This is a genomic window from Pseudomonas sp. Sample_22 (assembly GCF_004307635.1).
Lineage (GTDB): Bacteria > Pseudomonadota > Gammaproteobacteria > Pseudomonadales > Pseudomonadaceae > Aquipseudomonas.
Genome location: NZ_RCNY01000026.1, coordinates 1 through 11,192, shown reverse-complemented (window position 1 = coordinate 11,192; position 11,192 = coordinate 1). Strand labels below are relative to the sequence as shown.

The following is an 11,192-nucleotide window of genomic DNA, read 5'->3' as shown; positions in this document are numbered from 1 at the left end:
ATTCAGCTCAGGTGGGTAAAGCCGACTCGCGTCGGGGCATCTGCAAACCTTTGGCTAGGGAGCTCGTCGGATCGCCGCACCGTCCCGCTGGGCTGCGAAGCGGCCCTAAAGGGGACTGCTGCGCAGCCCAGCGGGAGCAAGCGTCTGATTCAGCCGTTTGTTGAACTCCAGCCAAACCGCCAGCAAAGCCATCAACCCGGCACCCGCCAGCGCGGTGAAAATCTGCATGGCGAACGCGTCGTCCGTCAGCGCATTGATCATGTCCGCCAGCGGCGCGAGCAATACGCCCAGGCAGAAAATCTCCAATGAAAAACGGCCCATGCGACAGCTTTGCTGCGCCAGCCAGTTTTGCGTCCATCCCGTGTCGGGCAGCAGTTTCGCGGTGACATACGCCAGCGCCAGGAAGTGCACCAAACGCTGGGGCGACAGGTTGGTCTTGCTGATCGGGTACAGCAGATTGCTCAAGCTCGACGGCAGCAAGGCGTCGTGGAGGTACGGCCAGCGCCACAGGACGGTCAGCACCCCGGCGGCCATTACGTACAGCGCCGCGCTCATGAACACCGGCTGGCGCCACAGCGGTCGGCTGTCGGGCTCGCGCTGGCGTTGGGAGTGAATGGCCGCGGCGCCACCGAGGACAAACAGCAATTGCCAGGCAACAGGGTTGAAGTACCACACCCCATCCTTGATGGCAGCCAGGTTCCAGTCTGCCAACGGCACCATCAGGTACAACGCGACTGACATCGCCACCACCACCCAGGTCTTGCGCACCAGTATCGGCAGGACCAGTGGCAAACCCGCCAGCAGCACAATGTACAGCGGCAACGGGTCCATCAGGTTCGGTTTGAAGCGCAACAGCAGTTCATCGATCAGGGCCTGCTGCGGGTCGCTGATGAAGTGGTGCATGCCCATTTCTTCGACCAGGTCGCGGGTTTCCACGTGGCTGTTGGCGAAGAACACGATGCCCATCAGCATCGCCAGCAAAAAAATATGCACCACGTACAGCACCCAGGCACGGCGCAGGATTTTCACGCAGGCAATCAAAAAGCCTTCGCGCGCCAGGATTTTGCCGTAGGCCAGCACCGCCGCGTAACCAGCGAGAAACACGAAGACCTCGGCGGCATCGCTGAAGCCGAAGTTGCGCAGGGTAATTTGACCCAAAGGGTTGTGGGGCACGTGATCCCAAAAGATGAAGATCAGTGCCAGACCGCGAAAAAAGTCGATCCGGTGATCGCGCACTAACGTCATGACGGCAGGCTCGTAAACGGGGTGTTGAACAAAGGAGTGGTCGGGGCGACAGAGTTTAACTGCCGCTCATCGGCGGCGCGCAGGGTGGACTGATTCGCCCTCAATTGCAAAGTCGGGGTATTTCGGAATGTCTCCTGGCCGGGGCCGAGGGGGTAACCGCTGGTCTGAAAGGTGCGACAACCTGCGAATTCTGACAGTAGACAAGCTCCAATACATATGAGTCGCAACGGGTTCCAGCAAAGGATCGTCAGCATGAGACGTCTGTGGCGTGGGTTTTCCAGCTACACGGTGATCGGGGTCGCCAACACCCTGATTCACTGGCAGATCTTTTTCCTGCTCAGCGTGGCTGCCGGGTTCAGCCAGGCGGTCAGCAATCTGGTGGCGTTTTGCGTGGCCGCCTCGTTTTCCTTTTACATGAATGGGCTCTACACCTTTGACAGCAAGCTGTCGGTTGGCGGTTATCTGCTGTTCATGGCAGCGATGGGCGCGTTGAGTTACGGCGTCGGTCATGCCGGTGATGTGTGGCGACTGCATGGTTTGCTGACCGTGGCGCTGTTTTCCGCGTTGAGCCTGGTGCTCGGTTTCCTGTTTTCCAAGTACGTGGTGTTCAGCGAGCGTGGCGTATGAAGGTCTCGCTGATCGTCCCGGTGTTCAACGAAGAGCAGTCGATCAACCTGTTTTATCAGGCGGTGCGCCGTGAATTGAGACTGGGCGATATCGACGTCGAAATCGTCTTCATCAACGATGGCAGTTCCGACCGCACTGCTGAGCAGGCCGCAGCCCTGGCAGAGTCGGATGATCAGGTGATGCTGATCAATTTCTCCCGCAACTTCGGCAAGGAGCCGGCACTGTTCGCCGGACTGGAGCATGCCACCGGTGATGCGGTGATCCCGATGGACGTCGACCTGCAGGACCCGATCAGCGTGATCCCGTTGCTCATCGAACGATGGCAAAAAGGCGCCGATGTGGTGTTGGCCAAGCGTCGCGATCGACGGTCTGACAGCTACCTGAAGCGGCACAGTGCGTCGCTGTTCTACCACCTGTTGAATCGCATTTCGTACACGCGCATCGAAGAGAACGTCGGAGATTTCCGCCTCATGGACCGCAAGGTGGTCGATGTGATTCGCGCGTTGCCCGAGCATCAATTGTTCATGAAAGGCGTGCTGTCCTGGGCCGGCTTCAACACCGTTGTAGTCAGCTACGAGCGCGCCCCGCGAGTAGCGGGCAACAGTAAATTCAATGGCTGGAAACTGTGGAACCTGGCGCTGGAAGGGGTCACGTCGTTCAGCACCGTGCCGTTGCGGCTCTGGACCTATGTCGGTGGTCTTGTGTCATTGTTCGCTGTGCTGTACGCGGTGTACATGGTGCTGGACAAGATTGTCTACGGCAACAGCGTCCCCGGTTACCCCTCTTTGATGACCGCCATTCTGTTCCTTGGAGGCGTGCAACTGATCGGCATCGGCATCCTCGGCGAGTACATCGGGCGGATCTACATCGAGGCCAAGCATCGGCCGCGGTATGTCATCAAGGACATCGTAAAAAGTACCCACAAGACGACAGAAAAACCCGCGATGACCAAAAGCCTGTGAGCACGATAACGCAGGTGGCTGAGATGCCTGTGAGCCAGCAGCGGCTGTACCGTACGGGATTGATGGCGTTGGTTATGCTGGCGCTGTTGCTCAGGTTCCACGGGATGTCTGTTCCGGTGATCTGGTATGACGAAGCCTTTAGTGTGTTGCTGAGTGAGCGCTCGCCGGCGCTGATCTGGGCCGCAACGGCCCGTGACGTTCACCCGCCGCTCTATTATGTGATTCTGCATTACTGGGTGCTGTTGTTTGGTCACAGCGTGATTTCCTTGCGCGGGCTGAGTGCGGTGGCGGACGTGGGGGCGCTGATGCTTTGCCTCAAACTGATGAGCCTCGTCGCGACGCGCAGAGCGACGATCTTTGCCGGACTGATGCTGGTGCTGTTGCCGCTCTCGCTTCGCTATAGCCAGGAAGTGCGCATGTACACCTTGCTCGGCTTTTGGCTGATGGCGGCGACGGTCGCTTTGGTGTGCTGGAGCCGGCAGCCGCAAGCGCGGCTCTACGCGATTGCCTATGTCCTGCTGATGGCTGCGGCGTTTTACACCCACTACTTTGCCGCGCTGTGTGTGTTAGTACATTGGCTGTACTGGTCGGGATTTGGGGATGGTGAGCCGGCGGCGTTGCCCATTCGAAAATGGCTGATGGCCAATGTCGCGATAGTCGCGCTCTACCTGCCCTGGTTGCCCAATCTCATTGATCAGCTCAGACGTATGGATGGGCTCGAGTGGGTGGCACCCACAACCTGGGAGATGCTGCCGGGGCTTGTTTCGCGCTGCATCATGATGGTGTCGGCGACCGGTGGCGGGTTGTGGTGGGCGCTGCTGATCACGGCATTGATGCTCGCCTGTTGTGTCCTGGCATTGCGGTACGGGCGTGCTGATCGTCGCTCGACGTTCCTGTTGATGGCTTATTTCTTTGTGCCGGCCATCGCGGTTTTTCTGGTGTCCTTGATCATTCCGGTGTTCGTCACGCGTTACCTGGTGTTTGCCGCACTCGGCTTGCCTCTGCTTGCGGCGCTCGCCCTGGATGGACTGGCAAAACAGCGGCCGCTGATGGCTTACCTCTGTCTGAGTCTGTTTCTAGCCGCCGAGGTGCATGGCGCACTGAAGGTCTATGCACAGGAGGACGGTTTGAATGGTACCGACGTTCGCAAGTTGGCCTGGCTGGATTCGGTGGCAGAGGGCATCAATCGCCAGGCCCAGGCGGGCGATGAGATCGTGGTCGATGGTCTGTTCTGGTATCTGCCTTTCACTTACTACAACGCCACAGGTATCCAGCCAAGGCTCTACATCTCCCGTTCGCCGGACGGGACGCCGCAGGGGCCTTACGACTATGGCGGCTGGCGCCTCATTCCGCAGCGTCTGGACTGGATTTTTTTCAGCAATGTATCGACCTTGAAACCCGTCGCCAAAAGAATCTGGTGGGTGACGGGCAAGCCCAGGCCCGAGGACGTAGTGACATTCCCCAAGGACTGGAAGCAGACGCTGACGGTCAAAGGGAATGAAGCCGAAGCTCACCTGTTCATTCTGGACGGCGGACGCTGAAGTCATCCCAAATCTTCAGCGCCGCACTATCGGCGTCAGGCCGCCGCAATCTCATTGGGCTCGAAACTGTCCGCCCGCGCCATCTGCCACATCCGCGAATAGAACTCGCCATTCACTTCGCCGGTCAGCAACTCACCGGGTTTGAGGAACACATGCAGTTGCGAGAACAACTTGATTTCGGTCGCCGACATGCGCCGCACCAGGTGCTTGGCCGACAATTGCGACGGATGTTCGAGACCGGCCGCAGCGAGCATTTCGGCCAGGCCCTTGAGGGTGTTGCGGTGGAAGTTGTAGACGCGCTGGGCCTTGTCCGGCACCACCAGCGCGCGCTGACGCAGGGCGTCCTGAGTCGCGACACCGGTTGGGCATTTGTTGGTATGGCAGCTTTGCGACTGGATGCAGCCGATGGCGAACATGAAACCGCGTGCCGAGTTGGCCCAGTCGGCACCGATGGCCAACACGCTGGCGATGTCGAAAGCGCTGACGATCTTGCCGCTGGCGCCGAGTTTGATCTTGTCCCGCAGATTCAGGCCGACCAGCGTGTTGTGTACGAACAGCAGACCTTCACGCATCGGCACGCCGATGTGATCGGTGAATTCCACGGGCGCCGCGCCGGTGCCGCCTTCCTTGCCATCGACGACGATGAAGTCCGGGAGAATGCCGGTTTCCAGCATCGCCTTGGCAATACCCATGAACTCCCACGGATGCCCCAGGCAGAACTTGAAGCCCACCGGTTTGCCGCCGGACAGCTCACGCAATTGCTGGATGAAATGCATCAATTCGATCGGCGTGGAAAACGCACTGTGGCGAGACGGCGAGATGCAGTCTTCACCCATCAGGATGCCGCGGGTCTCGGCGATTTCCCGGGTGACCTTGTGCTTGGGCAAGATTCCGCCGTGACCGGGTTTGGCGCCCTGGCTCATCTTGATTTCGATCATCCGTACTTGCGGTGTTTGCGCCTGTGCGGCGAAGCGTTGCGGGTCGAAGCGGCCGTCGCTGGTGCGGCAACCGAAGTAGCCGCTGCCCAGTTCCCAGGTCAGGTCGCCGCCGTGTTCGCGATGATAGGGGCTGATGCTGCCTTCACCGGTGTCATGGGCGAAGTTGCCGAGTTTGGCGCCCTGGTTCAACGCACGGATGGCGTTGGCGCTGAGCGAACCGAAACTCATGGCCGAGATGTTGAACACCGACGCGGAATACGGCTGGGTGCACTGCGGGCCGCCGACGGTCACGCGAAAACCGCTCGGGTCGCTCAACGGTGCCGGGCGCATGGAGTGGCCGATGAACTCGAAGCCCGATTGATAGACGTCGATCAGGGTGCCGAACGGTTTGTCGGCGCTTTCGTCCTTGGCCCGGGAATAGACCAGCGAACGCTGGGCGCGGGAGAAGGGCAGGGCATCGCTGTCGGATTCGAGCAGGTACTGGCGGATTTCCGGGCGAATGCCTTCGACCAGATAGCGGATATTGCCGAGGATCGGGTAATTGCGGCGCACTGCATGGGGGCTTTGCAGCAGGTCGAACAGGCCGATCAGGCTGAGCACGCCCGTGACCGCAGTGATCGGCCAGAGCCAGTCGTGTTCGAGGAAAGGCAGGCTGGCGAGGGTGAAGATCACGCAGACGGCAAAGAAGGCGTAGCGGCTCAGGAGTGACAGGCTCATACGGTTTCCTTGGGTTCGGACTCAATTATTCGGTGGCAACAGCGCATTTGTGGCGAGGGAGCTCGCTCCCGCTCGGTTGCGCAGCAGCCGCAAAACCTGTTGATGGATTTTGTCTGACTGATTGCGGTGTTGGTTTTGGGACCGCTTCGCGGTCCAGCGGGAGCAAGCTCCCTCGCCACAGGTGTCCTGCAATGCAGGGGTTATCAGGCATTTTGTGCCTGGAGAAAAATCGAAAACAGCTCGGACTGGGACTTGATCCCCAGCTTGCTGTACATGTGTTTCTTATGGACTTTCACGGTCTCGATGGAAATTTCCAGTTTGCGCGCGATTTCCTTGCTGGAGCAGCCACTGAGCATCAAGCGTCCGACATCCAGCTCCCGGGCGGTCAGTTGCGCGCCCTTGAGTTGCTGCACCGACGCTTCGAGCTGCACCCGCCAATCGCCCTGTACCGGCGTCGGGGCGAGAGCCACCGTTTCGTTGATCTCGTAGGGCAGGCGCTGACGCAACAACCCGAGCACCCACGGCTGGATCAACGACAGCAAGGCAATCTGTCCGGCGCTGAAACGTTGCTGGCTGCCCAGTGACAGGCACAGCGTGCGGTCGCCTTCGAGCTGGCAATTAAACTGTATTTCGTCGGCCACGACATTCACACGAAAGTATCGTTGATAGTACTCGGTGAGTTCGAAATGCTCCGGCGCCACTTCCGACAGGCGATACAAACCGGTGCGCGATTGTTCGCGGCAGGCGATGTAGAACGGATCGAGCAGGTACAAACCGCGCAGGTAATCCTGGAACAACGGGTCGGGGCCACCATCGACACCCGGCGATTCGGCGAACACTTGTGGATGCCGGTCGGCGCTGAACAGCAGCGCGACCCAGCTGTCGCAGGGCACGTACTGATCCAGCAAGCGGACCAGCTGCGTCCAGAAATTGGGCTTGTCCAGGGCGTCGATCAATTGCCCCACCGAGCGGTGCCAGGCGATGTCGTCCAACGAGAGTGCCATGCATCTACCCCTATCGTGTTACCCCAGCGGCGTGATTTCCCGGCCGCTCGCTTGCTGCGCATACTGGCGCACAGACAGCGACCGGGCAATCTTTCTCCCAGCCCGGCCTTAGAACAAGGACTACCCATGAAGGTCGAACTCGCCCAACTGGCGGGCCGTGACAACGACACGGCTTACAACCTCGAACGCGCCCTGACGGCAATCAACGCCTGTGCCGCCGACACGCAACTGATCATGTTCCCTGAAAGCCACTTGATGGGCTTTCCATCGGCCGAGTCCGTGGCTCAAGTTGCCGAACCCTTGGACGGCCCCACCGTCAGCGCCATTGTCGCCGCCGCCCGTGAACGCAATATTGCTGTGGTCGTCGGTACCGCCGAGCGCGACAACGGTCGTTTCTACAACACCACGCTGCTGATCACCCCCGAAGGCATTGCCTTGAAGTACCGCAAGACGCACCTGTGGGCGTCGGATCGCGGCGTGTTCGAGGCCGGCGACCGCTACGCCACTTGCCTGTGGAACGGTGTGCGCGTTGGCCTGCTGATTTGCTACGACATTGAGTTCCCTGAAAGCGCCCGCGCCCTGGCGCAACTCGGTGCCGAGTTGCTGCTGGTGACCAACGGCAACATGGACCCCTACGGCCCGACGCACCGCACCGCCATCATGGCTCGCGCCCAGGAAAACCAGGCGTTCGCGCTGATGGTCAACCGTGTGGAAGAGGGCGATGGCGGCTTGCTGTTCGCCGGTGGCAGCGCGCTGGTCGATCCCCTGGGCACGCTGTTGTTCGAAGCTGGCCGTGAGGAAGGGCAGTTTGCGGTTGAGCTGGACCTGAACCGCTTGACGGCGGCGCGGCAGGATTACCGCTACCTGGATGATCAGCGGCTGAAGTTGCCGGGGGAAATGGTCGAGCATGCTTGCGGATTGCGCGAGCTGCTGATTCCTTCTCAATAACCGTTAACCCGATCGTTCCCACGCTCTGCGTGGGAATGCATCAACGGACGCTCCGCGTTCGGCTGTGAAGGGCGCGCGGAGCGTCCCGGGCTGCATTCCCACGCGGAGCGTGGGAACGATCATTGCGCCGAATTCGGCTCTGCCATAAATCCAATAAAATTCCGGAGTAGTCGCTCATGGCTCGTTTGCAACGCACCCTGTCATTAGGGTCGGTGGTGCTGTTTGGCATCGCCTACATGACGCCGATCATTGTGCTCGGCACCTTTGGCATCCTCGCTCAATCCACCGCCGGCATGGTACCGGCCGCGTACCTCGCGGCGCTGGTGGCGATGTTTTTCACCGCCATGAGCTACGGGCGCATGGCCTCGGCGTTCCCGGTGGCTGGCTCGGCCTACAGCTATGTGCGCAAGGCCATCAGCCCGAAACTCGGGTTCATCGCCGGTTGGGCGGTGCTGCTCGATTATCTGTTCTTGCCGATGGCGATCTGGCTGATCGGCGCGGCCTACCTCAATTCCGCGTTCCCGGCGGTGCCGCAGTGGCTCTGGGTGCTTGCATTCATCGGCATCACCAGCGCCATCAACATCGTCGGCCTGAAGCTGGCCAACGGCATTAACGCCTTGCTGATGCTGGTGCAGTTTCTGGTGCTGATCGCTTTCGTCGCACTGTGTGTGCACTACGTCGGTGGCGATGCGAGCACACCGTTGTGGTCGATCAAGCCGTTCTTCAATGGCGACATGCAAATGCCGTTGATCATGAGTGGCGCGGCCATCGCCTGTTATTCGTTCCTCGGTTTCGACGCGGTCAGCACCCTGACCGAAGAAACCCGTGACCCACGCCGCACCATCCCGCGGGCAATCATGCTGATCACCCTGATCGGCGGCCTGATTTTCGTCGGCGTGTCGTACTTCGTGCAGATCGCCCATCCGTCGTTCCAGTTCAACAGTGTCGACTCGGCTGCCTACGAGATCGCCCGCAATATCGGCGGCGACCTGTTCGTGTCGATCTTCCTGATCGGCCTGATCGTCGGCCAGTTCGCCTCGGGCCTGTCGGCGCAAGCCAGTGGTTCGCGCCTGCTGTATGCCATGGGCCGTGACGGCGTGTTGCCCAAGTCGTTTTTCGGCACCTTGCACCAGCGCTTCGGCACACCGATCAACAGCATCCTGCTCTGCGCAGTGGTGGCTTTGCTGGCATTGAAGCTGGACGTTACCACCTCGACTTCCTTCATCAACTTCGGCGCATTCCTGGCGTTCAGCCTGGTAAACCTGTCGGTGATTTTCCATTACTGGATCGGCGGCGAGAAAAAAGGCCTGCGCCAATTCGTGTTGTTCCTGCTGTTCCCGTTCATCGGCCTGGCAGCGGATTTGTGGCTGATGGTCAGCCTCGATCACCTCGCCATCTACCTGGGGCTGAGCTGGCTGGCGATCGGTGTGGTGTACCTGGCGGTACTGACCGGTGGGTTCCGTCGACAGCCGCCGGAGATGGATTTCCAGGAAGCCGCATAAGGCGAGGCCTTTGCTCACGAATGGCGGACATGTGATCCTTGCCGTTTTTGAGTCAAAGGCCTTTTGTTCATGTCGACACTTATCCACATCGCCGCCGCCCTGCTGATCGGTCCCGACGGTCGAACCCTTCTGGTGCGCAAGCGCGGTACCCAGGCGTTCATGCAACCGGGGGGCAAGATCGAAGCCCAAGAGCAACCCGTCAACGCGCTGGCCCGTGAACTGGAAGAAGAACTGGGTCTGCTCATCGATCCGGCGCACGCCACGTTCCTCGGGCAGTTCTCGGCGCCTGCCGCCAATGAACCGGGATGTGTCGTAAAGGCTGAGATATTTCTGCTGACCATCGATGCAGAGGTCACCCCGGCGGCCGAGATCGAAGAAGTGCTCTGGATCGATCCGGCCACCGACGGCGATGTCATCCTGGCGCCATTGACACGGGACCTGATCCTGCCGTTTTATCGAGCTTCGCTGACCGCGATCGCCTGATCATTTACGCAAAGGACTTCGCCCATGATCCCGCTTCAGGACTTGCTGATCTTTGCCGCCGCCGCTCTGTTGATGGTGCTGACGCCGGGGCCCAACATGATCTATCTGATCTCCCGCTCGATCTGCCAGGGACGCGCGGCGGGGGTGACGTCGTTGCTCGGCGTGGTCGCGGGTTTTTTCGTCCATCTGTTTGCGGCGGCGGCCGGTCTGACCGCCGTGTTCCTCGCGGTGCCGATGGCTTATGAAGTGCTGAAGTGGGCCGGCGCGCTGTACCTGTTATGGCTGGCCTGGCAGGCGGTCAAACCCGGTGCGCGCTCGCCGTTCGAGGCCCGGCAGTTGCCGCCGGACTCTGCGCGCAAACTGATCACCATGGGGTTTCTGACCAGCGCGCTGAATCCGAAGATCGCGGTTTTTTATCTGTCGGTTTTTCCTCAGTTCATCACCCCGGAACACGGTTCTGTGTTCACCCAAAGCATCGTCCTGGGCCTGACCCAGATCAGCGTCAGTTTCTGCGTCAACCTGATGATCGCCGTGTTCGCGGCGGGCATTGCCTCGTGGTTTGTCAACAACCCGACATGGCTGGCGATGCAACGTTACTTCATGGGCTTCGTGCTGTCGGCACTGGCGCTGCGCTTGATACTTGAGCAAAAGCGGATGGCCTGAACATGTGGATCGAACGGCTGGATACCAGCCACGCACTGGACTATCGGGCGTTGATGCTCGAAGCCTATGACCTGCATCCGCAAGCCTTCACTTCAAGCGTACGCGAACGTGCGGCGATGCCATTGAGCTGGTGGGAATCGCGTCTGACCAGCAAGCTCGATGTGGTGCTGGGGGCGTTCGAAGAGGGCAAGTTGGCGGGCATTGTCGGGCTGGCGTTCGAACCACGGGAAAAGGCCCGGCACAAGGCGACGCTGTTTGGCATGTACGTGTCCGCCAATGTGCGCCGGCGAGGGCTCGGCATGCAATTGGTGGAGGCGGTTCTGGCCGAGGGGCGATGCCATCGCGAACTCAGGCTGATCAAACTGACGGTCACGGCCGGCAACGAGGCGGCGTTCAATTTGTACCAACGCTGCGGCTTCATCCAGTTCGGCCTTGAGCCAATGGCTGTGCGGGTCGGCGAGGAGTACTTCGACAAGATCCATATGTGGCGCGAAATCTGAAAGCTCTGCGAATGATCGTTCCCACGCTCTGCGTGGTAACGCCTCAACGGACGCTCCGCGTT

Annotated in this window: 11 protein-coding genes; 8 read left to right on the top strand and 3 right to left on the bottom strand. The window is 60.2% G+C overall.

The annotated features are described in order from the left end of the window. Positions 1 to 105: 105 nt before the first annotated feature. Positions 106 to 1,245, bottom strand: coding sequence for an OpgC domain-containing protein (locus D8U73_RS06840; RefSeq protein WP_130904031.1), 1,140 nt, complete (start codon positions 1,243 to 1,245; stop codon positions 106 to 108). A 252-nt stretch (positions 1,246 to 1,497) separates the two neighbouring features. On the opposite strand from D8U73_RS06840, the gene D8U73_RS06835 reads away from it, so the two are divergent. The 3 genes from D8U73_RS06835 (at position 1,498) to D8U73_RS06825 (ending at position 4,375) form a co-directional block, all read left to right on the top strand. Beyond that, positions 1,498 to 1,872: a GtrA family protein gene (locus tag D8U73_RS06835; RefSeq protein WP_130904030.1), complete on the top strand. Its 375-nt coding sequence runs from the start codon at positions 1,498 to 1,500 to the stop codon at positions 1,870 to 1,872. Beyond that, positions 1,869 to 2,834 carry a glycosyltransferase family 2 protein gene (locus tag D8U73_RS06830; protein ID WP_130904029.1) on the top strand — a complete coding sequence of 322 codons (966 nt, stop codon included), beginning with the start codon at positions 1,869 to 1,871 and terminating at the stop codon, positions 2,832 to 2,834. Before D8U73_RS06835 ends, D8U73_RS06830 begins: the two co-directional genes overlap by 4 nt. 74 nt (positions 2,835 to 2,908) lie before the next feature. Next, positions 2,909 to 4,375, top strand: a complete 1,467-nt coding sequence (locus D8U73_RS06825) for a glycosyltransferase family 39 protein (protein WP_241668498.1) — start codon at positions 2,909 to 2,911, stop codon at positions 4,373 to 4,375. 35 nt (positions 4,376 to 4,410) lie between these two features. Here D8U73_RS06825 and D8U73_RS06820 read toward each other — a convergent pair whose 3' ends face one another. Continuing rightward, a complete protein-coding gene (locus tag D8U73_RS06820) occupies positions 4,411 to 6,030 on the bottom strand; it encodes an FMN-binding glutamate synthase family protein (protein WP_130904027.1) in 1,620 nt (539 codons plus the stop codon). A gap of 203 nt (positions 6,031 to 6,233) precedes the next feature. Further along, positions 6,234 to 7,034 carry a LuxR C-terminal-related transcriptional regulator gene (locus D8U73_RS06815; protein ID WP_056855235.1) on the bottom strand — a complete coding sequence of 267 codons (801 nt, stop codon included), beginning with the start codon at positions 7,032 to 7,034 and terminating at the stop codon, positions 6,234 to 6,236. Between the two features lie 126 nt (positions 7,035 to 7,160). On the opposite strand from D8U73_RS06815, the gene D8U73_RS06810 reads away from it, so the two are divergent. The 5 genes from D8U73_RS06810 (at position 7,161) to D8U73_RS06790 (ending at position 11,130) form a co-directional block, all read left to right on the top strand. Continuing rightward, positions 7,161 to 7,982 (top strand): carbon-nitrogen hydrolase family protein, encoded by an 822-nt coding sequence (locus D8U73_RS06810; RefSeq protein WP_130904026.1) that lies wholly within the window; start codon positions 7,161 to 7,163, stop codon positions 7,980 to 7,982. 176 nt (positions 7,983 to 8,158) lie between these two features. After that, positions 8,159 to 9,484 (top strand): APC family permease, encoded by a 1,326-nt coding sequence (locus D8U73_RS06805; protein WP_130904025.1) that lies wholly within the window; start codon positions 8,159 to 8,161, stop codon positions 9,482 to 9,484. A 69-nt stretch (positions 9,485 to 9,553) separates the two neighbouring features. Then, positions 9,554 to 9,967 (top strand): NUDIX domain-containing protein, encoded by a 414-nt coding sequence (locus D8U73_RS06800; RefSeq protein WP_130904024.1) that lies wholly within the window; start codon positions 9,554 to 9,556, stop codon positions 9,965 to 9,967. Positions 9,968 to 9,991: 24 nt separating this feature from the next. Next, positions 9,992 to 10,630 carry a LysE family translocator gene (locus tag D8U73_RS06795; RefSeq protein ID WP_056855239.1) on the top strand — a complete coding sequence of 213 codons (639 nt, stop codon included), beginning with the start codon at positions 9,992 to 9,994 and terminating at the stop codon, positions 10,628 to 10,630. A 2-nt stretch (positions 10,631 to 10,632) separates the two neighbouring features. Continuing rightward, a complete protein-coding gene (locus D8U73_RS06790) occupies positions 10,633 to 11,130 on the top strand; it encodes a GNAT family N-acetyltransferase (RefSeq protein ID WP_130904023.1) in 498 nt (165 codons plus the stop codon). Positions 11,131 to 11,192: the final 62 nt, after the last annotated feature.

Bases quoted from the DNA above. Each gene is read 5' to 3' on its own strand.
- D8U73_RS06795 (WP_056855239.1), top strand. From the start codon at position 9,992: ATGATCCCGCTTCAGGACTTGCTGATCTTTGCCGCCGCCGCTCTGTTG.
- D8U73_RS06805 (WP_130904025.1), top strand. From the start codon at position 8,159: ATGGCTCGTTTGCAACGCACCCTGTCATTAGGGTCGGTGGTGCTGTTT.
- D8U73_RS06830 (WP_130904029.1), top strand. From the start codon at position 1,869: ATGAAGGTCTCGCTGATCGTCCCGGTGTTCAACGAAGAGCAGTCGATC.
- D8U73_RS06790 (WP_130904023.1), top strand. From the start codon at position 10,633: ATGTGGATCGAACGGCTGGATACCAGCCACGCACTGGACTATCGGGCG.
- D8U73_RS06800 (WP_130904024.1), top strand. From the start codon at position 9,554: ATGTCGACACTTATCCACATCGCCGCCGCCCTGCTGATCGGTCCCGAC.
- D8U73_RS06835 (WP_130904030.1), top strand. From the start codon at position 1,498: ATGAGACGTCTGTGGCGTGGGTTTTCCAGCTACACGGTGATCGGGGTC.
- D8U73_RS06815 (WP_056855235.1), bottom strand. From the start codon at position 7,034: ATGGCACTCTCGTTGGACGACATCGCCTGGCACCGCTCGGTGGGGCAA.
- D8U73_RS06825 (WP_241668498.1), top strand. From the start codon at position 2,909: ATGCTGGCGCTGTTGCTCAGGTTCCACGGGATGTCTGTTCCGGTGATC.
- D8U73_RS06820 (WP_130904027.1), bottom strand. From the start codon at position 6,030: ATGAGCCTGTCACTCCTGAGCCGCTACGCCTTCTTTGCCGTCTGCGTG.
- D8U73_RS06840 (WP_130904031.1), bottom strand. From the start codon at position 1,245: ATGACGTTAGTGCGCGATCACCGGATCGACTTTTTTCGCGGTCTGGCA.
- D8U73_RS06810 (WP_130904026.1), top strand. From the start codon at position 7,161: ATGAAGGTCGAACTCGCCCAACTGGCGGGCCGTGACAACGACACGGCT.